21 protein-coding genes are annotated in these 18,658 nt (G+C 35.3%); 5 read left to right on the top strand and 16 right to left on the bottom strand.

Annotation, left to right across the window (positions count from 1 at the left end):
• Window positions 1–6: 6 nt before the first annotated feature.
• Complete coding sequence (locus tag R2Q16_RS14740) at window positions 7–1,677, bottom strand: glycoside hydrolase family 28 protein (protein ID WP_316738006.1); 1,671 nt, start codon at window positions 1,675–1,677, stop codon at window positions 7–9.
• Between the two features lie 156 nt (window positions 1,678–1,833).
• Window positions 1,834–2,790: a pectinesterase family protein gene (locus tag R2Q16_RS14735; protein WP_316738005.1), complete on the bottom strand. Its 957-nt coding sequence runs from the start codon at window positions 2,788–2,790 to the stop codon at window positions 1,834–1,836.
• A gap of 240 nt (window positions 2,791–3,030) precedes the next feature.
• Here R2Q16_RS14735 and R2Q16_RS14730 point away from each other — a divergent pair, with 240 nt between their 5' ends.
• The gene (locus tag R2Q16_RS14730) at window positions 3,031–4,665 is read left to right on the top strand and encodes a glycoside hydrolase 43 family protein (RefSeq protein ID WP_316738004.1); all 1,635 of its coding nucleotides are present in this window, start codon (window positions 3,031–3,033) and stop codon (window positions 4,663–4,665) included.
• 43 nt (window positions 4,666–4,708) lie between these two features.
• Here the strand turns inward: R2Q16_RS14730 and R2Q16_RS14725 are convergent, their stop codons facing one another.
• Entirely contained in the window at window positions 4,709–5,143 is a 435-nt protein-coding gene (locus R2Q16_RS14725) for a carboxymuconolactone decarboxylase family protein (protein ID WP_316738003.1), read from the bottom strand.
• A 166-nt stretch (window positions 5,144–5,309) separates the two neighbouring features.
• Between R2Q16_RS14725 and R2Q16_RS14720 the strand changes: the two genes are divergently transcribed.
• Window positions 5,310–6,242, top strand: coding sequence for a hydrogen peroxide-inducible genes activator (locus tag R2Q16_RS14720; RefSeq protein WP_316738002.1), 933 nt, complete (start codon window positions 5,310–5,312; stop codon window positions 6,240–6,242).
• On the opposite strand, the gene R2Q16_RS14715 is transcribed toward R2Q16_RS14720, so the two are convergent.
• The 12 genes from R2Q16_RS14715 to R2Q16_RS14660 all read right to left on the bottom strand — a co-directional run bounded on the left by R2Q16_RS14715 (window position 6,243) and on the right by R2Q16_RS14660 (window position 14,690).
• Window positions 6,243–6,479 carry a hypothetical protein gene (locus R2Q16_RS14715; protein WP_316738001.1) on the bottom strand — a complete coding sequence of 79 codons (237 nt, stop codon included), beginning with the start codon at window positions 6,477–6,479 and terminating at the stop codon, window positions 6,243–6,245.
• Between the two features lie 13 nt (window positions 6,480–6,492).
• Window positions 6,493–6,933, bottom strand: coding sequence for a hypothetical protein (locus R2Q16_RS14710; protein WP_316738000.1), 441 nt, complete (start codon window positions 6,931–6,933; stop codon window positions 6,493–6,495).
• 90 nt (window positions 6,934–7,023) lie between these two features.
• Window positions 7,024–7,632 carry a superoxide dismutase gene (locus R2Q16_RS14705; protein WP_316737999.1) on the bottom strand — a complete coding sequence of 203 codons (609 nt, stop codon included), beginning with the start codon at window positions 7,630–7,632 and terminating at the stop codon, window positions 7,024–7,026.
• 149 nt (window positions 7,633–7,781) lie between these two features.
• A complete protein-coding gene (locus R2Q16_RS14700) occupies window positions 7,782–8,249 on the bottom strand; it encodes a nucleoside deaminase (RefSeq protein ID WP_316737998.1) in 468 nt (155 codons plus the stop codon).
• A gap of 9 nt (window positions 8,250–8,258) precedes the next feature.
• The gene (locus tag R2Q16_RS14695; protein ID WP_316737997.1) at window positions 8,259–8,594 is read right to left on the bottom strand and encodes a tRNA-binding protein; all 336 of its coding nucleotides are present in this window, start codon (window positions 8,592–8,594) and stop codon (window positions 8,259–8,261) included.
• An 82-nt stretch (window positions 8,595–8,676) separates the two neighbouring features.
• Window positions 8,677–9,054, bottom strand: a complete 378-nt coding sequence (locus R2Q16_RS14690; protein ID WP_316737996.1) for a hypothetical protein — start codon at window positions 9,052–9,054, stop codon at window positions 8,677–8,679.
• Window positions 9,055–9,057: 3 nt separating this feature from the next.
• Window positions 9,058–10,290: an ABC transporter permease gene (locus R2Q16_RS14685; protein WP_316737995.1), complete on the bottom strand. Its 1,233-nt coding sequence runs from the start codon at window positions 10,288–10,290 to the stop codon at window positions 9,058–9,060.
• A 50-nt stretch (window positions 10,291–10,340) separates the two neighbouring features.
• Entirely contained in the window at window positions 10,341–10,979 is a 639-nt protein-coding gene (locus tag R2Q16_RS14680; RefSeq protein ID WP_316737994.1) for an MBL fold metallo-hydrolase, read from the bottom strand.
• A gap of 12 nt (window positions 10,980–10,991) precedes the next feature.
• The gene (locus R2Q16_RS14675; RefSeq protein WP_316737993.1) at window positions 10,992–11,576 is read right to left on the bottom strand and encodes a gliding motility lipoprotein GldD; all 585 of its coding nucleotides are present in this window, start codon (window positions 11,574–11,576) and stop codon (window positions 10,992–10,994) included.
• A 28-nt stretch (window positions 11,577–11,604) separates the two neighbouring features.
• Window positions 11,605–12,354 carry a shikimate dehydrogenase gene (aroE, locus tag R2Q16_RS14670; protein WP_316737992.1) on the bottom strand — a complete coding sequence of 250 codons (750 nt, stop codon included), beginning with the start codon at window positions 12,352–12,354 and terminating at the stop codon, window positions 11,605–11,607.
• A gap of 104 nt (window positions 12,355–12,458) precedes the next feature.
• Window positions 12,459–13,226, bottom strand: coding sequence for a phosphosulfolactate synthase (locus R2Q16_RS14665; protein ID WP_316737991.1), 768 nt, complete (start codon window positions 13,224–13,226; stop codon window positions 12,459–12,461).
• A 60-nt stretch (window positions 13,227–13,286) separates the two neighbouring features.
• Window positions 13,287–14,690, bottom strand: a complete 1,404-nt coding sequence (locus R2Q16_RS14660; RefSeq protein ID WP_316737990.1) for a tetratricopeptide repeat protein — start codon at window positions 14,688–14,690, stop codon at window positions 13,287–13,289.
• Window positions 14,691–14,928: 238 nt separating this feature from the next.
• Between R2Q16_RS14660 and R2Q16_RS14655 the strand changes: the two genes are divergently transcribed.
• The 3 genes from R2Q16_RS14655 to R2Q16_RS14645 all read left to right on the top strand — a co-directional run bounded on the left by R2Q16_RS14655 (window position 14,929) and on the right by R2Q16_RS14645 (window position 17,738).
• Window positions 14,929–15,387, top strand: coding sequence for a nuclear transport factor 2 family protein (locus R2Q16_RS14655; RefSeq protein WP_316737989.1), 459 nt, complete (start codon window positions 14,929–14,931; stop codon window positions 15,385–15,387).
• Between the two features lie 28 nt (window positions 15,388–15,415).
• Complete coding sequence (locus tag R2Q16_RS14650) at window positions 15,416–16,957, top strand: aldehyde dehydrogenase family protein (RefSeq protein WP_316737988.1); 1,542 nt, start codon at window positions 15,416–15,418, stop codon at window positions 16,955–16,957.
• 64 nt (window positions 16,958–17,021) lie between these two features.
• Entirely contained in the window at window positions 17,022–17,738 is a 717-nt protein-coding gene (locus R2Q16_RS14645) for a 3-ketoacyl-ACP reductase (protein ID WP_316737987.1), read from the top strand.
• Window positions 17,739–17,813: 75 nt separating this feature from the next.
• On the opposite strand, the gene R2Q16_RS14640 is transcribed toward R2Q16_RS14645, so the two are convergent.
• Window positions 17,814–18,452 (bottom strand): GIN domain-containing protein, encoded by a 639-nt coding sequence (locus R2Q16_RS14640; RefSeq protein ID WP_316737986.1) that lies wholly within the window; start codon window positions 18,450–18,452, stop codon window positions 17,814–17,816.
• Between the last annotated feature and the right edge of the window lie 206 nt (window positions 18,453–18,658).

Here is an 18,658-nt window from a genome sequence, read left to right as displayed (position 1 = left end):
TTTAAATTATTTAGAAATTTCTAAAACCGATTTATTTACTTCTTCGCCAAAGGCTGATGCTTTTTTTGCTTTCGAAACATCTGTTCCGCTTACTTTAACACCTTTGGTTTTTTCTCCGTTGATGTTAAATAAAAGTTCAGAACCGTTTTTGTATTGTAAGCCATTGATGTTTATGTTACTTCCGTTTTGAACAAATACAATCGGATTGGTATCATCAGTGATTACATTTACGTTTTTCAGGAAAATGCCACTGGCCTCAATAATTTCGATTCCTTTTTTAGATTGAATGGTTACATTTTCCAAGTGAATATCTTTGATGTTCATCTCTGGTAATCCTCTAAAAAATATTGCTTTTTCAGCACCGTTTGCCACCACGTTTTTGATGTACATATTTTTAAATTGTGGAGTGGCTTCTGTTACCGGAACGGTTACGGTTTTAATGGCTTCACGCTTTTCTCCGGCAAGCACAATTGGATCTTGTGCAGCGTAATACATATCGAATAAAATTGCTTCTCCAGGAATATCAATCATGTTAATTCTATCAACATAAATGTTTTCCACAACACCACCACGACCACGAGTAGTTTTAAAACGTAAACCAATGTCTGTACCGATGAAAGAGCAATCGTAAACCCAGATGTTTTTAGCGCCGCCACTCATTTCACTACCGATTACAAAACCACCGTGTGCATGGTAAACAACATTATTTCTGATGATTACATTTTCAGTTGGCACACCACGTTTACGGCCAGCTTCATCACGACCAGATTTAATGCAGATTCCATCATCACCAACATCAAAGGTGCTACCTTCTATGAGTACATTTTTGCAAGATTCAACATCAACACCATCACCGTTTTGTGCGAACCAAGGGTTTTTAACCTGTAAGTTTCTTAAAGTCAAATCCTCGCAAAGTAAAGGATGAAGATTCCATGCCGGAGAATTTTGGAAGGTAACACCTTCTAAAAGAACCTTTTTGCAATTGGTTAACACCAATAAATTTGGGCGAAGAAAGTCTTTAATGTCTTCATAGTCTGCTGCCGTTTTTCCTGGAACAATTACGCCTGCATTTTTGGTTTTTGAACCCTTAACGGTTTTTTCTGAGGGATACCACAGCTTTCCATCCTCGCTTACTGAGCCGCCAGATGTTGTTAGATTTTTCCATTGAGATTCGGTTAATTTATCTTTTTTAACCATCCTCCAGGCACCCCCGTTTCCATCAATAATTCCGGTTCCGGTAATGGCTATGTTTTCTAGGTTGGTACCAGAAATCGGACTTTGGTTTCTCCAGGCTGGCTGTCCTTCCCAATTTCCTTGCACTAATTTATATTGGTTGAAATCTGCCGTAAACTGCAATATCGCATCACGTTTTATGTGTAAATTAACATTGCTTTTCAGTTCGATTGGGCCAGTTAACCATAAGCCTGAAGGGATTAGAACTACGCCTCCTCCTTTTTGGTTCATTGCTGAAATTGCTTTGTTAATCTGTTGCGTATTTAAGGTTACACCATCGCCTTTGGCACCAAAATTTAAAATGCTAATTGTATCTTTTTTAAACTTAACCTGCTGGATGGTTGGTAACTTTTGATTTTGAGCTCCTGCGATGCTTGCAGAAAACAAAATGGCTGAAAGTAATAGCCCTTTAAATTGGTTCAGACGACCAGAATTATGTTTCATTAGTTGCTCAGTTAAAATATACTTGGTTGTTAATAAACAAGTGTACGGTCTTTACAGCTAAAATAGAAGAGAAATCTATGCAATCGTTGCCAAAGAATGAGGCAAAATGCATTGCTTTGTTTTGGTTAATTAATTGATATATAGTGTTTTGTTGGTTTATTTAGCTTCCGGTAACCAGCCACGGAAAACGTTTTCCAAAGTATATTGCTCAAACTCTTGTTTTGTAAGCTTATGCGCCCATTTCACTCTGTAGGAAGGTTTAGAGCCCCCGCCTTTATTATTGTACTCTGCATAATAGGCCGTTTTTTCGTTGCTTTCTTTCCCCCAGTTATTCCAGCCTTCTGGTTTAATAATTGCAGATAATTCACAATTCAAAAATGCAACTTTGGCATATGGTCTCCACGGTCTACCTAAGTAAAAACTATTATTTGGCGCATCGCCAATTATCTTACAGTAATTAAAAACGTAGCCGAATTTTGTAGTATCAGCAGTAGATGCAGCAGAGATGTAACCTGATTTTTTGCAGAATAAAGTACAGTTTTCAAACCAGGCAGTAGCTGCGCCAAAAATAAAATCTACAGTTCCTTCAATGTAGCAGTTTTTATAATACTGACGATTATTACCGCCGTAAGTGTACAAAGTATCTTGAAAGCCTAAAAACCGACAATTTAGAAAGGTTGATTTATCGCCACCAACCCAAACCGCAACAGCTTGTCCAACAGGACCTGAGGAGTTTTCAAAAGTTAAATTTTCTGCAGAAAAACCTTCGGCATAAATATAAAAGCTAGATGAACCCGAAGTGCCTTTATCTTCACCAAATGCGTTCTTTTTTTGTGCAAAATCATCATAAGTAAGAATGGTTTCGTGCAAATCTTCTCCAATAAATTTGACATTTCTTTTCGAACCCGCCAAAATTAGTTTTTCCTTATAAATTCCTTTTTTTATAAAAATTGTGGTTGTTTTATTTCTAAAATCGGGCACAGCATTTATAGCTTCCTGTACGGTTTTAAAATTACCCGAACCATCTTGTGCGACAATAAAATCTGCTTTTATTTCAATGGCGTTGACATTCAAATAAAATATCGAAAGAAAAATTAAAAGGATTAGTTTCATGTAATTTGGTTAGGCAAAATTAAAATCGGCTGCATTTTTTGTTATCCTAAAAAGCAGCCGAATTCTAAAACTAAAATATGATGAACAATTTTAATCAATAAACTTAAAGCTAAAAAAGATTTGCCGAAATTTAAAAATGCAATCGATGTCGGGAACGTTTGCACAAATGAATTGGTTTCAAATTGAAATTCTATCTACCTTGTTTAACCAAATATATTCATACAATTTCCTTTCGAGCCAATGAAAAACCTATTAAATACTGTTTTCTGCATATTATTTAGCCTATCAAGCTTTGCGCAAAAAAGCGAATATATTTCTAAAGTTTGGGTGTCAGATTTAGGAAATGGAATGTATAAAAATCCTGTTCTAAATGCCGATTATTCCGACCCTGATGCAATTAGAGTTGGTGAAGATTATTATATGGTTGCCTCTAGCTTTGACGCGATTCCGGGGTTGCCAATTTTACACTCAACAGATTTAGTTAATTGGAAAATTGTAGCTCATGCGTTATTAAAGCAACCTCCATTCGAACATTTTGAAAAAACACAACATGGAAACGGCGTTTGGGCGCCTGCCATTAGGTATAGAAATGGCGAGTTTTACATTTATTATCCTGACCCAGATTTTGGAATTTATTTAACGAAGGCGAAAAGCGTAACCGGAGTTTGGTCTGAACCAAAATTAGTTGTAGCCGGAAAGGGTTTGATAGATCCGTGTCCGCTGTGGGATGAAGATGGAAAAGTATATCTTGCTTACGCTTATGCGGGCAGTCGGGCGGGAATAAAAAGCGTTTTGGCAATTATGCCATTAGATTCTGGAGGAACTAAAGCAATAGGCACAGGACAAATAGTTTATGATGGACATGAACTCGATCCAACTATCGAAGGACCAAAAGCGTATAAGCGTAATGGTTTTTATTATCTATTTGCTCCTGCCGGTGGAGTTTCTACAGGCTGGCAAGTCGTGCTGAGAAGTAAAAATATTTATGGGCCATACGAAAGAAAAGTTGTAATGCATCAAGGCAAATCGGCAGTGAATGGGCCGCATCAAGGCGCTTGGGTTAATACTGTTACTGGAGAAGATTGGTTTCTACACTTTCAAGATAAAGATGCTTATGGACGAGTGATGCATTTGCAGCCGATGAAATGGGTAAATAATTGGCCAGTAATTGGTTTAGATAATGATGGCGATGGAATTGGTGAACCCGTTCTAACGTACAAAAAGCCAAATGTAAAAAAGGTTTATCCAATAGAAACACCTATCGAAAGTGATGAATTTTCCACACAAAAACTAGGTTTACAGTGGCAGTGGCAAGCAAATCCAAAACCAACATGGTTATTTACAGATGCTGTAAAAGGTATACTAAAGTTATATACAGCGAAAATCCCTGATGATTCTAAAAATTTATGGGACGTTCCTAATATTTTGATGCAGAAATTTCCTGCTGATGAATTTCAGATAACGACAAAGTTGACTTTTAAGCCAAACATCAAGCTTGAAAATGAAAAAACAGGTTTAGTAATAATGGGTAGAAGTTATGCAAACTTATCTCTTGAAAATAAAAAGGGTACATTGTATTTAAGTTTTGGAATTTGCCAAAATGCTGATAAAGACAAAGAAGAACAGGAAACTGAAATTACTAAGCTAAATACATCAACAATTTATTTAAGGGTAAAAGTTTTTGCAGGTGCAAAGTGTAAGTTTAGTTATAGCGAAGATGGTGTTAGTTTCAATGAAATAGATAAAGATTTCCAAGCGGTTGCAGGTCAGTGGATTGGAGCAAAAGTTGGGATCTTTGCAATTCGGGATGCACAAACAAACGATTCGGGAGTCGCCGAGTACGATTGGTTTAGATTTGAAAAATTAGAGAAATAAATTTTTCCTGGAGGCGCCATCCAGTCAAAATCTAATTTTAAAATTAACCAACCATAGTTCTTGATGTTATTGCAATTCTATTCCAGGCATTTATAGTAACAATCGCCATAATAACTTGCGATAAATAATTTTCATCGAACAACTTCGCAGCTCTATCAAAGGTTGCATCAGAAACATGGTTGTTAATCAAAGTTACTTCTTCGGTTAAAGCCAATATTGCTTGCTCTTCTTCTGTATATAAATTTGTTTCTTTCCATGCGTTCAGAAGGTAAATGCGTTGTTCTGTTTCGCCCAATTTTCTTGCATCCACACTATGCATATTTAAACAAAATGCACAGCCATTAATTTGTGATGCACGCAGTTTAATTAATTCTTTGTGTGTTGCTGTTAGCTGACTTGCAGCTAGATATTTTTCTAATGCATACATAGCCTGATATGCAGCTGGTTCTGTTTTTTGAATGTCGATTCTACTTTCCATGATTTTTGTTTTTTTATGTTGATGTAAAGTTCAGAATCTTAATGTTTAAAAAACTTAATGTAGATTAAGAAATTCGCAGTATACTTTTTTACGGAAATTTTTGAAATGGAAGGCATTCGGATAGTTAAAATTTATATATTTGATTATATTAATTGTTTTTAACTATATGACTTTAGTTCAACTAGAATATATTGTTGCGGTAGATACCTACAGAAGTTTTGTTACAGCTGCTGAAAAATGCTTCGTTACACAACCAACATTAAGTATGCAGGTTCAAAAATTGGAAGAATTGCTTAGCGTTAAGATTTTTGACAGAAGTAAACAGCCTGTTAGTCCGACGGAGATTGGTGCGCAAATTATAGCACAAGCACGTATTATTTTGCAAGAAAGTGGTAAGGTTAAGGAATTAATTAATAGCCAGCAGCAAGATGTTTTAGGCGAGCTTAGAATAGGAGTTATTCCTACAGTAGCCCCATATTTACTGCCGGAGGTCATTTCAACAATGCTCGAAAAATATCCAGAATTGAAACTGCTTATTTGGGAATATACTACTGAAGATATTATTCATCACCTTAAAACAGGCGTTCTGGATTGCGGTATTTTAGCTACGCCGCTTACAGATGCCAATATTATCGAGATGCCTTTGTATTACGAAACGTTTGTGAGCTACATCAGCAAAAATAGTAAGTTGTTTAAAAAGAAAGCAGTTGATTCAGAGGATTTAAACGATGAAAATATCTGGCTTTTAAATGAAGGACATTGTATGCGAAATCAGGTGTTAAACATTTGTCGCTCTACTAAAAATAACCGATTACAGGGTTTGGAGTACAATACCGGGAGTGTAGAAACTTTAATCAGAATGGTTGATTTGAATGGAGGGGCAACCTTAGTTCCAGAGTTGGCAATAGCTGAATTAAGTGCTAAACAAAGTAGTAAAATCCGTCATTTTAAAAGCCCAGAGCCAGTGCGTGAAATTAGTTTGGTTACCCATAAAAACTTCATTAAAAAGAGAATGCTTAATGCATTAAGAGAGGAGATTTTAGAAGTTATTCCTAAAGGGATGAAGCAGAAAAAGAAAAAAGATGTAGTTGGGATTTAATCATTCAGCAATTTTTTCATCCCTATCCCTCACATGACTTGCTAATTTGTAACCTTCCGGGTTTGGGTTTTTATCCTCCAGAAAAATTAAAATAACCAGCGAAATTATCGGAATAAGAAAAGAAATAAAAAACCAAAACCAGAAATTTCTTCCGGTTCTTTTGGCTAAGAAACCTGCTAATAATTGTGGTGATAATAAAAGGCCGAGTACAACGGTTCCGACTAAAATTTCAGGCATTTATAAAAATACCTTAGTTCATTTTCTCAGGCTTGGCTAATAGAAGTCCGTTAATGTCGCCTTCTACTTCATCTTCGCCTTTTTTCTTCTTTTTACTAGATTTTCCGCTCAAACGCTCCTCAATAACCTTATCAAATTGCTTTTGTTGATCGCCTTTTAAAACATTGCGGATGTTTTTAGTGGTTTCGTTTTGCATTTTATAATACTTATCTGCGTCTTCTTCCCTTGATGTTCCTGCTTGTTGGCGTTTAATAAGTTCTGCCTGCTCTTTAGCTTGAGTAAACGTTAAACTGTAAATTATACTTTTTTGAGTATCGTTCAATTTTAGTTTTTTATCTAAATCTTCAACATTTTTCTTAGCAATTTCTGTTGGCGTAGGCATTTTATTTTGCTGAGCTTTTGCTAATGTGTTGATTCCTAAAACGATTAAAAATAAAAATATAAGCTTTTTCATATTCAAAAAATTTATGCGAAGTTATTAATTAATAAGAAAGCCTGCAAATTTGAGTTTGCAGGCTTTTAAAGTTTTTATAAAAAGCGATGATTAGATTGCTTTTTTGTAAAGTTCAGCAACCGCATCCCAGTTCACAGCATTCCAAATTGCAGCTAAATAATCAGGGCGCTTGTTTTGATATTTTAAATAATAAGCGTGCTCCCAAACATCTATACCAAAAATTGGTGTTCCTTTTACTTCAGCAACATCCATTAAAGGATTATCTTGGTTTGGAGTTGATGAAACTTGAAGTTTTTTATCAGCACCAACTGATAACCAAGCCCAGCCAGAACCAAAGCGAGTAGCGCCAGCTTCTTGCATTTTAGTTTTTAAATCAGCAAATGAACCAAAAGCAGCAGTAATTGCTTTTGCTAATTCGCCAGTTGGCTCGCCACCTTTATTTGGACCTAAAACATTCCAAAATAAAGAGTGATTGTAGTGACCACCACCGTTGTTTCTAACTGCAGCAGGATATTTTGAAATGTTTTTGATAATATCTTCGATGCTAGAATTTGCCTCAGGCTTACCTTCTAAAGCTTTGTTTAAATTTGTAACGTAAGCTTGGTGGTGTTTATCATGGTGGATTTCCATGGTAGTTTTATCAATATGCGGTTCTAGTGCATCGGTTGCGTAATGTAACGCAGGTAATTCAAAAGCCATAATATTATATGTTTAAGTTTAAAAATGTTTCTTGAAGCAAATATAACATTCGAACATTAAGTTTTGTTCATGTTATTATCATCAAATGCTATTGTTTGAACGTAAAATGATAGTAAATTAGAAATGCAATTGCGTTTTTGTAAGCGAATTTATCTTTTCTTTTTAAAGAAATCTACCATTAATTTACTGCACTCATCGGCTAAAACGCCTCCTTTTAATTTAGTCTTTGGGTGCAACAGATTGACATCTTTGGAAATGAATCCTCTTTTTTCTTCACGTGCACCATACACAATGCGACTAATTTGTGTCCAATAACTTGCGCCGGCACACATTACACAAGGTTCAATAGTAACATATAAAGTGCAATCTGTTAAATACTTGCCACCAATGGTTTGCGATGCAGAAGTAAAGGCTTGCATTTCTGCATGTGCGGTAACATCATTAAACCGTTCTGTTAAGTTATAACCTCTGCCAATAACCCTGTTCTTGCTCACTACAATTGCACCAATCGGAATTTCATTTTCTGCCAAAGCTTTCTGCGCTTCAACTAATGCAAGTTTCATGTAATGTATGTCTTCTTCTTCTGGATTATTATCCTCAAAATTATAGAAACTCATAGCTGTTATCTAAATCAATTTACTTCCATTTGGAACATTTTGCTGTGTTGTGCTTAACACTATTTCGCCATTTTCGTTAGCAAAACCTGTTACTAAAAATTCTGACATAAATTTGCCGATTTGCTTTTTAGGGAAGTTGATAACACCAATAATTTGCTTGCCTGGTAATTCTTCTTTTTTATAGATCTTTGTAATTTGTGCACTACTCATTTTAATACCAAACGGGCCAAAATCAACGCTTAATTTGTAAGCTGGTTTTTTAGCTTCCGGAAATTCGAAAACCTCCACTATAGTTCCTGCTCTTAATTCTACTTTTTCAAAATCGCTCCAGCTAATGTCTTCCATTTGATTTTTTTATTAAATTATGATGGAATCAAATGTAATAAAAAAGGCCTTTTTTAAGGCCTGAAATTAATTTTGAATGAAATTATTGGGCACAAGGGCCGTCAGGAATTTCTTTGCTTATTTTAATTACTTTAGTAACCACTAATGTGGAATCAAAATCGGCAGCAACAGTTGCCGTGTCCGATTTAGTGAAATAACCTTCCAGTTCTACATAAACGGGTTCATAAGGTTTTTCAAAATTAAGGTTGCTGTAAGAAAGTTCGAGGTTTTTTACACTGTCTAAAACCCAATACTCACGATTATCTTCACACAATGTAAAAGATTTCATCTCCGGACCAAAGCTGTATAAACCCTTAACATTTTTAATATTACTTTCTTCGGTTTTTTCGGATCGGTTACAAGCGGTAATGGCCACACCTAAAAGCATAACAAATACAATTGCTTGTTTAAATAACTTCATTTTTTATATCGTTTGATTAATTTGATCTATCTTCTTAACACTTAAATTAGACGACAAAGCAGATGCCAAAAATGAGAAAATCCCTACAGTTACAAAAACTAAGATAAAATCTTTCCATTTAAGCCCTATCGGATAGGAACTTAAAAGTGTGTCGTTCCCTTCTCCCATCTTTATTAAGCCGAAATTGTGCTGCACCAGGTAAAAAATAACCCCAATTATCAAACCCAAAATACAGCCCGACATTGTAATCATCATTCCTTCGAAAAGGAAAATTCTTTTTATTAGCTTTTTGCTAGCGCCAAGGCTGCTTAATATTGCAATATCTTTAACCTTATCAATTACCAACATGGTTAATGAACCAATAATATTAAATATAGCAATAATTAATATGAATGTTAAAATAATGTAAACTGCCCATTTTTCGGTATTTAAAATGTGGTATACTGAGCGGTTTTGCTCTGCTTGATTACGGACTTCAAAAGCTGCTCCAACGTTTTCAGATAATTTACTTTTAAATTTCTCTACATCAACGCCGGGTTTTAAATTTATTTCTATTGATGAAACATTTTTTTCTTCTCCTAGCAATTCCCTGGCGAAATCAAGCGGAACAATTATGCCATTATCAAACTCTTGTTGGACTTCAAAAACGCCGCTCACCCTTATACTCTTAGTTGTAAAATCTTCTGTAGGATTCAAGCTGTTCACTTTTATATCCTTTTTTGGGGAGAAAATTTCGAGCTCGGTGAATGGATCTACTGTATTAACGGCAAGGTAACTTTGCAAGGCAGAACCAATAACCGAACTATATCCACTTCTATTGCTTAGGATAAAACGACCTTCTTTAATCGTACTGTCTAATTTTTGGTTTTTAAGGAAATCTGCTCCAACTCCTTTAACCATGCCAACAGCCTGCTTATTATTGTATTTTAGCAATGCATTTTCCTGCAAAACCTCTGTAAAGGAATAAATATCCTTATCTTTTTTAAGCGTGTTAAAATATTCCGTATCCGGATTAAATGTTTTGCCTTTTGCTGGTGTAATTGCAATTTCAGGTGTAAGCGTATTAAACATGTTTAAAATGGTTACTTCTAGGCCATTAAAAACAGAAAGAATAATAATTAATGCTGCACTCCCAACCATAACACCCACCATAGATATAGCCGAAATCAAGTTAATTGCGTTGGTTGATTTTTTGGCAAATAAATATCTTTTGGCGATATATAAGGGCGTATTCACAGATTAAATATAATTTTATTATGTTAAATTGTTTGCTTTTAGAAAGACACTTAGAAAAACGGATTGTTTTGTTTTTCAAAACCAATCGTTGTTGCAGAGCCGTGGCCTGGGTAAACTTTGCAGTCTTCTGGTAGTGTAAATAGTTTCGTTTTGATATTATCAATTAGCTGTTGATGATTTCCTCCTGGCAAATCGGTTCTGCCGATACTTTGATAAAATAAAACATCGCCACCAATTAAAAAACCATCAGCTTTGCTGTAAAAACATAAATGTGCCGGAGAATGACCTGGCGCAAAAATTAATTCTAAACTGCTATTTCCAAAAGTTACTGTACCCGTTTCGCCCAAAAATATTTCAGGTTCTGGAGATAATTCGTAATGTGTAAAGCCCATTTGTGGTGCATAACTCGGAACAGCTTGTAAAACCTGTAGTTCTCCTTTATTAAATTGAGGCTTCAATCCCCAGGTATCAAAAACAAACTTATTACCGAAAATATGATCTAAATGGCAATGTGTATTTAGCAGTAAAATCGGCTTTAAATTATTTTCTTTGATAAACGAAACCAGTTCATTTTGTTCGTAGCCTTCATACATTCCCGGATCGATGATTACGCATTCATTCGTTTCATCTGATAAAACGTAAGTATTTTCTCCGTAGGCGTTAAACGTAAATATTTTTATCTTAATCATAAATTATTTAATCTAATTTTTCCATTTAAAAGTTGTAATCATCTTATCGATGTCCTTTTTGATAAATTTCACAACAGGTTCAATAGAATCGTATTGCGGCCGCTCGTTAAAATAAAGCGCAGCCCTGAAATAGTGTTTCGCACTATCTGTTAAAAAAAATTGTACGGAAGAGGCTGTGTTACCTTCAATTGCATAATAAACTCCATAAACTTTCCTTTCAGGGTAATGAATAAGTTTTTGGTCGATTGCGCTGGCTTTTATCGTGTGTTTAAAAGCGAGTTTCCTTGCATCTTCAACCATTTCGTCATAAATGGTTTTATTTGCTACATCATAATATGTTAAATGCAAAAAGCCATTAAACTGAGTATAATGCAAATTATACCAGTATTTCTGCCCCTTTTTATCATCATTCTCCATTTTGGCGTAAACCGGGTATTCAAAACTGAAAGGTGCTTTGCCTTCAAAAAGTTGATATTTTTTTTCAGGATAAACAATGCGGAAATAACCCTTTGGTTTTGGGCTGTAATCATTGTTTTGGCAAGCAGTAATAAATAAAAGTAGAATTATGGGAAAAAATATTAGCTTTTTGATTTTCATATCCTGCTTTTAAAATATAAACGTTTCTTTAATCAATATTATTCCAAATATACCAAGCTTGCTCGGCTTGTTTGTACAACATTTCTAACCCGTTTTTTATTGTAGCACCTTTTTTGGCTGCTTTTTCTAAAAATTTGGTTTCTAATGGATTGTAAACTAAATCGTAAGCCAAATGCTCAGGTGTTAATAAATTATAGTCAATATCTGGATAGCCATCTAAATTTGGCGACATACCAAGTGGAGTTGTATTAATTAATAAGGTGTGAGATTGCAATAAATCTGGTGTAATTTCACTGTATAAAATTGCGCCAGAAACTGGTTTTCTTACAACACTTTTATAACTGATGTTTAGCTTTTCGAGTACATATTTAACGGCTTTAGCTGCGCCACCATCACCAAAAATTAAAGCATTTGTATGATGAGGTTTTAATAGTGGTTTAAGCGATTCTTCGAAGCCAAAAGCATCTGTGTTATATCCTTTTAGGTGATTTTTACCATTTATATTTTTTACCGAAATGCAATTTACTGCACCGATTTTATTTGCGGCTTCATCAATTTCATTTAAAAGAGATAATACAGAAACTTTGTGTGGTATGGTCACATTCAAACCACAAATGCTTTCATTATCATTTAATAATTCAATAACTGAAGAAACGTTTTCAATTGGAAAAAGCTCGTATTGATGGTTAGAAATTTTCTCACTTGAAAATTTTTCTGTAAAATATTTTTTTGAAAAGGAATGCGAAAGTGGGTAACCGATTAAGCCGTAGGTTTTCATTTTCTTTTGGTTTGCGCAGCGAGGTAACAAAATAATGGCTTTAGCCTGGTTTAGCTAAAGCCATTAATATTTTTAAAAAGCCATTAAAATAAATGGTTCAAATTTTATTTATTCAGGTTAAGGAAGTGATCGAAAGTATCGCCTCTTAATCCTAATCTTATCGTTTCTAATGGAATAACCTCTGCCGGCGCAATGTTTCCAAGGTTAACATTTGTGCCAATTAGCTTGATAAACCAAACCTGTTGTTCTTTCTGAGGTGCTTCCCAAATAATGGTGTCTTCGGGTATTTGCGTTAAAATTTCATCAACTAATCCCTCTCTCACTTCTCCGCTACCACGATAAATACCAACATTTCCACCCTCACGAGCTTCGGCAATAACTTTCCAAGAACCGGCAGCAATTTCAGCCTGCATTAATTTAATCCATTTATATGGAGCAAAAATTTTAGCAGCATCTTTACTTCCAACTTCCGAGATTACCGTAACCTGTTTCGCAAGTTCGCTGATGTAACCACATTTTAAATCGTGTTCTATTTCGATAGAGCCATCTGAAACTTCTGCATATTCCATTCCGTATTGGTCTAAAACACGTTGATAATCTGCAAACTGATTTCTGATGATAAATGCTTCAAATAATGTACCTCCAAAATAAGTTGGGATACCAGCACTTTTATATAACGCTAACTTTTCTTTAAGCTTTGGGGTAACGTGAGAGGTAGCCCAGCCTAATTTTACGATATCTGTATGTACGCCTGCAACATCTAGAAAATCTTCTACCTGACGTAGGCTTAATCCCTTATCCATAACCATTGTTAAGCCATTTTGGCGGGGTTTTTCCGGACGTTCGGGAACGTTTAATAATGGGTAATTCATATGTGTACAAAAGTGGAAAAAAAATTGAGAATAAAATGTCAAAATTTTCTCACACTCTTTTTACCTGATGTAACGGTTAATAACATTTATAATTGCACTATTATCTTGTAGTTGCGGCAAGTATTCAAATAAAATATAATGCTTTTCAGGATCGGTGCTTAAAGCGGTTTCTAAATAACCCAAAGCATCGGCATAATGGCCAAGTGCAAACAAATAAGCTACCATTCGGTAATATAATTCTGCCGCTTCCGGATTGTTCTTAATGGCTTCTGCCATCGTTTCCGAAGCTTCTAAAAGTTTGCCCTGCTCATATAAAACCGTACTGAAATCCAACCAGGCTTCAATATCTAATGGATTATATTCTAAAACTTTTTCGTAAGCATCTATGGATTCATCAATTTGATTGAGCTTATAATAAGCATCCGCCATTGCAAACCAGAAATCAGAATTTTCTCCTTCTAAATCAATTGCTTTTTTATAAAAATGCAACGATTCAAAATAACGCTCTTCGTGGTTTAAAGTAACACCAATCCCAAACCAGGCATCAGCCATTTTTGGGTCCATTTTTACCGATTTTTTGTAGTAAGAACGGGCTTCATCCATTTTTTCGAGCTTTTCGTAGCACTCGCCTATTGCGCAATAAGTATCTGCATTTGGTTGTTCGTACTCAAAAGTTTGCTTGTAAACCTCAATCGCTTCATCGTATTTATCAAGTTGAACTAAAGCATTTCCTTTGTTAAAATATGCCGAGCTAAAATCTTCCTTGATTAAAATAGCGTAATCGTAAGCATCAATCGCTTTTTCGAATAGATTTAACTTGTGAAAGCTATTGCCCAGATTATACCAGGCGGCATAAGAATAAGGGTCGGTATCGATATATTGCTGATAAAACTTTATACTTTCTTCCTGTTTATCTAAAACGTCGTAACAAAAAGCAAGTTCATACAAACCATCCTGATTTTCCATGTTTTGCTCCAAACTAAGTTTGATATAAACAATGGCATTTTCATAATCAGACATGCTTTGATAAACATAAGCCATCTGCAAAAGTATTTCATCGGTGCTTTCTGCTAAGCCCAAAGCCTTTTCATAATTTTCTAAAGCCTCGGCATAACGCTCGGTATTTTGATAAATATTTCCGCGGAGCAAATAAATATCCGGTTCAGAAGATTCTAAAAGTTCTGCTTTTTGCAGGGCGATGAAAGCACTATCGTAATTATTGGTAAGAATGTATAAATGTGCTTGTTTAATTAAGAAAACCGTTGCATAAGGATGTTGATTAATTGCATAATCTACAACCTGCAAAGCCTTAACCGGATCATTTTTTTCGATGTAAAAATCTACTATGTATTCAAAAGCCCCCGCATCAAAGAAATATTGGTCTTTATTGCGGATCATCTCTTCGTAACGTTCAACCGAACGTTGTGCATCTTCGTTTGATTCAAAAAAGAATTCTTCTTCCATATATTAAACTATTAAAGAACCGTGCCAATAAGCATTATAAGTTTACAATAATAAAAAATCAACTGTAAAAATAATTATCAACATTGTTTGTGTTGATGCTCGTAAATCGTTGAAAATAAATGATTTTACGTGTTTTGTGGTGTGTGTATTATCAACAATTTTTTCTGCTGCGCAGTTCCGTTTCCCTTCTTTCACAAAAATACTATAAATTTATTTAATAAAGCGTAACCAACACGTCATGAAAAAAGTAACCATATTAACTATAATCTGTATGTTTTTTGCTAATCTTTTATTAGCACAGAGTGATGAAGAACAAGCTGTAAAACAAACCGTAAACAATCTTTTTTTAGGGATGAAGAATGGCGATAGCGCTTTAACAGCATCCGCTTTTGCGAAAGAAAGTATTTTGCAAACGATTGTTAATAAGGATGGTAAAAATGTTGTTAAATCAGAATCAGTTTCTGGATTTTTAAAAATGATTGGAACGCCACGGAATCAAAAATATGATGAGCGAATAGTGTTCACAAAAATTTTAATTGATGGTCCGTTAGCTTCCGTTTGGACCGATTATAAATTCTATATTGACGACAGATTTAGCCATTGCGGAGTAAACTCTTTTCAATTGGTTAAAGGTGATAAGGGCTGGCAAATTGCTTATTTAATTGATACCCGAAGAAAAGAAAATTGTAAACCATAATATTGAAATAATAATTAGCAACAAATATATGAGCGCAAATATTCAATCCATTTTAGATAAACTTGGTATAGAAAATACTAATCCGGCGTTTAGTACGGGTAACACTTGGGGCGGAGCAGATAACAAGGAAAACATAGATAGTTTTTCTCCTGTTGATGGACAAAAAATCGCTTCGGTCAAAGTTTCTACAGAAAATGATTACGAAACCATAATAGCCAAAGCCCAAGATGCATTCGCGTTTTGGCGAACAGTACCTGCACCAAAAAGAGGTGAAATTGTTCGCCAGTTTGGCGATGCTTTACGTCAGAATAAAGAAGCCTTAGGAACATTGGTTTCATATGAAATGGGGAAAAGCTTGCAAGAAGGTTTTGGCGAAGTTCAAGAAATGATTGACATATGCGATTTTGCAGTTGGCTTGTCACGTCAGCTTTATGGATTAACCATGCACAGCGAACGCCCAGATCATAGAATGTATGAGCAATGGCATCCGCTTGGAATTGTAGGTATTATTTCTGCCTTTAATTTCCCTGTGGCCGTTTGGAGTTGGAATGCAGCGCTTGCCTGGGTTTGTGGTAATGTTTGCGTTTGGAAACCTTCAGAAAAAACACCACTTACAGGTATTGCCTGTCAAAAAATTATTGCTCAGGTTTTTAAGTCGAATGAAATTCCGGAAGGTGTATCTAGCTTAATAATCGGCGATAAGGTAATTGGCGAATTAATGACTAACGATGGGCGTGTTCCACTAATTTCGGCAACAGGTTCTACCAGAATGGGTAAGGCAGTAGGTGCTGCAGTCGGTGCTCGTTTGGGCAAAAGCTTACTGGAACTTGGAGGCAATAATGCCATCATCATTTCAGAACATGCAGATTTAGATATGAGTTTAATCGGTGCCGTTTTTGGCGCTGTTGGTACAGCCGGACAAAGGTGTACATCAACCAGAAGATTAATTATCCACGAAAGTGTTTACGATGCTTTTGCAGCAAAACTTGTAAAAGCTTACGGTCAGTTAAGAATCGGCGATCCGTTAGATCAAAACAATCATGTTGGTCCGCTGATAGATAAAGATGCTGTAAATGCTTATCTCCATTCGATAGAAAAATGTAAAGCCGAAGGTGGAAGTTTTATAGTAGAAGGTGGTGTTTTAGATGGGGATAAATATGAAAGCGGTTGCTATGTAAAACCTTGTATTGCCGAAGTTAAAAATGATTATAAAATCGTTCAGCATGAAACTTTTGCCCCAATTTTATATCTGATTAAATATAAAACGCTTGATGAGGCCATCGCATTGCAAAATGGTGTTCCACAAGGTTTATCATCAGCAATAATGACCCTTAATTTAAGAGAGGCAGAGCAATTCCTTTCTTATCAAGGTTCTGATTGTGGTATTGCAAATGTTAACATTGGAACTTCTGGAGCTGAAATTGGTGGCGCTTTTGGTGGCGAAAAAGAAACCGGTGGCGGCAGAGAAAGTGGTTCGGATGCGTGGCGAGCATATATGCGCAGACAAACTAACACCATTAATTATTCTAACACTTTGCCATTGGCACAAGGAATTAAATTTGATTTGTAAAACGATAATCTGTCGGTTTAGGCATTAAATGAACTTGCCTTAAATCGACAGCATAAAATTAATAATGGAAAATATATCAGGAAAAAATGCGCTGATTACAGGGGCAGGAAAAGGAATTGGCAAAGCGATAGCAATTGCATTGGCAAAAGAAGGTGTTAACGTTGCATTACTCGCCCGTACACAGAGTGATTTAGATAAATTGGCAAAAGAATTATCATCATATGGTGTAAAAATTAGTACGGTTACTGCTGATGTTAGTAATATAGCATCGGTTAATGAAGCGGTTTTAAAACTTCAATCTGAATTAGGGTTTATAGATATTCTGATAAATAACGCAGGCATTGGAAAGTTTGCAAAATTTTTAGAAATGGAACCACAATCGTGGGAGGAAATTATAAAAATTAACTTACTTGGCCCATATTACGTTACAAGAGCAGTTGTACCCCAAATGATTGAAAAGCAGACAGGAGATATCATCAATATTTCCAGTTCTTCAGCTTTAAGTCCGGCGGCGGTTACCAGTGCTTATTCGGCATCCAAAGCCGGATTAATTGCAATGTCTACATCGCTAATGCAAGAAATGAGGAAACATAACATCCGTGTAACTTCATTAACGCCAAGTACAACGGCAACAGATATGGCAATAGAGTTAAAACTTACCGATGGTAATCCGGATAAAGTAATGCAACCAGAAGATTTGGCCGAGCTTATCGTTTCTCAACTTAAACTTAGCAGAAGAGTTTTTGTTAAAGATGCAGGGCTTTGGTCTACAAATCCTTAAAAAATAAAACATCGGCAGGAATCGCTCCGGCCGATGTTTTCTATTAACTAAAACTAAACTATATATGATGGATTATTAGAAAAGTTTTTCTAATAAGTCGATTTTTAAATCTTCGTAACGGCTTAAATTATTCGCGTAAACCGCTTTTGGTGCAATACTGATATTTGTGTTTTCAGAAGCAAACTCGTTCATTTTTAATTTTGCTTCGTTACCTAAAACTGCCGTATGTGTTTCTGTAGTTCCTTCTAAATTCAGGTTTGTACCATCGTTTACTGTAGTGTAAAGGTTTACTGTATTTGCTTTAATCGTTGCCGAGGCTTTATCCTTTAAGATAACTTCAAGGTCTAATAAATTGAATTTTCCTGAAGTTGCTACGCTCGATGTGTTAGATGCTTCGATTGTTCTGATATTATTAACATGTGCAATAACGGTTAGCGCTTCCTTAGCAAATGAACTGATTCTAAGTTCCGAACCTTGTTGCTGCACCAAAGCATTATTCGCGTAATATTTATCGAAAACCTCGATGCTTTCTTTACTATCCTGAACCAGGATTAATTTTACATTTCCACTTACCGAAATTTTATTAATGTTTTTAACCTGGTTAATTGCAGTGTAATTACCGCTGATTTCTGTAGCATTCGCCACAACTGTTGCACCACTTAAAGTAACCATTACTAAAGCTGCTGCGAATAAGTTTTTAATAGAATTTTTCATGACCTGAATATTTTAAGTTTTATAAATCTGTTTTTTAATTCCCTAATTTTTAAGGGGTTTTGAATATAAGACGCTAACATTTCAGAAACGTTTCAAGAGAATTGGCTAGATTATACCATTACAAGTAATTTCTAGACGAACTGGCATTATCTCTATACCAACAAATTATTGCGTGCGCCATTTTTCAGACTAAATCGATTAAGCCG

It is taken from the genome of Pedobacter aquatilis, from assembly GCF_032678425.1.
GTDB lineage: Bacteria > Bacteroidota > Bacteroidia > Sphingobacteriales > Sphingobacteriaceae > Pedobacter > Pedobacter aquatilis_B.
The sequence above is the reverse complement of the archived record's forward strand: the minus strand, read 5'-3'. Positions and strand labels throughout refer to the sequence as shown.

Excerpts from the sequence above, each read along its gene's own strand:
- R2Q16_RS14700 (WP_316737998.1), bottom strand. The coding sequence starts at position 8,249 with ATGAGTTTCTATAATTTTGAGGATAATAATCCAGAAGAAGAAGACATA.
- R2Q16_RS14640 (WP_316737986.1), bottom strand. The coding sequence starts at position 18,452 with ATGAAAAATTCTATTAAAAACTTATTCGCAGCAGCTTTAGTAATGGTT.
- R2Q16_RS14690 (WP_316737996.1), bottom strand. The coding sequence starts at position 9,054 with ATGAAGTTATTTAAACAAGCAATTGTATTTGTTATGCTTTTAGGTGTG.
- R2Q16_RS14660 (WP_316737990.1), bottom strand. The coding sequence starts at position 14,690 with ATGGAAGAAGAATTCTTTTTTGAATCAAACGAAGATGCACAACGTTCG.
- R2Q16_RS14695 (WP_316737997.1), bottom strand. The coding sequence starts at position 8,594 with ATGGAAGACATTAGCTGGAGCGATTTTGAAAAAGTAGAATTAAGAGCA.
- R2Q16_RS14725 (WP_316738003.1), bottom strand. The coding sequence starts at position 5,143 with ATGGAAAGTAGAATCGACATTCAAAAAACAGAACCAGCTGCATATCAG.
- R2Q16_RS14705 (WP_316737999.1), bottom strand. The coding sequence starts at position 7,632 with ATGGCTTTTGAATTACCTGCGTTACATTACGCAACCGATGCACTAGAA.
- R2Q16_RS14675 (WP_316737993.1), bottom strand. The coding sequence starts at position 11,576 with ATGAAAATCAAAAAGCTAATATTTTTTCCCATAATTCTACTTTTATTT.
- R2Q16_RS14680 (WP_316737994.1), bottom strand. The coding sequence starts at position 10,979 with ATGATTAAGATAAAAATATTTACGTTTAACGCCTACGGAGAAAATACT.
- R2Q16_RS14735 (WP_316738005.1), bottom strand. The coding sequence starts at position 2,790 with ATGAAACTAATCCTTTTAATTTTTCTTTCGATATTTTATTTGAATGTC.
- aroE (WP_316737992.1), bottom strand. The coding sequence starts at position 12,354 with ATGAAAACCTACGGCTTAATCGGTTACCCACTTTCGCATTCCTTTTCA.
- R2Q16_RS14715 (WP_316738001.1), bottom strand. The coding sequence starts at position 6,479 with ATGCCTGAAATTTTAGTCGGAACCGTTGTACTCGGCCTTTTATTATCA.
- R2Q16_RS14645 (WP_316737987.1), top strand. The coding sequence starts at position 17,022 with ATGGAAAATATATCAGGAAAAAATGCGCTGATTACAGGGGCAGGAAAA.
- R2Q16_RS14740 (WP_316738006.1), bottom strand. The coding sequence starts at position 1,677 with ATGAAACATAATTCTGGTCGTCTGAACCAATTTAAAGGGCTATTACTT.
- R2Q16_RS14730 (WP_316738004.1), top strand. The coding sequence starts at position 3,031 with ATGAAAAACCTATTAAATACTGTTTTCTGCATATTATTTAGCCTATCA.
- R2Q16_RS14650 (WP_316737988.1), top strand. The coding sequence starts at position 15,416 with ATGAGCGCAAATATTCAATCCATTTTAGATAAACTTGGTATAGAAAAT.
- R2Q16_RS14655 (WP_316737989.1), top strand. The coding sequence starts at position 14,929 with ATGAAAAAAGTAACCATATTAACTATAATCTGTATGTTTTTTGCTAAT.
- R2Q16_RS14665 (WP_316737991.1), bottom strand. The coding sequence starts at position 13,226 with ATGAATTACCCATTATTAAACGTTCCCGAACGTCCGGAAAAACCCCGC.
- R2Q16_RS14720 (WP_316738002.1), top strand. The coding sequence starts at position 5,310 with ATGACTTTAGTTCAACTAGAATATATTGTTGCGGTAGATACCTACAGA.
- R2Q16_RS14710 (WP_316738000.1), bottom strand. The coding sequence starts at position 6,933 with ATGAAAAAGCTTATATTTTTATTTTTAATCGTTTTAGGAATCAACACA.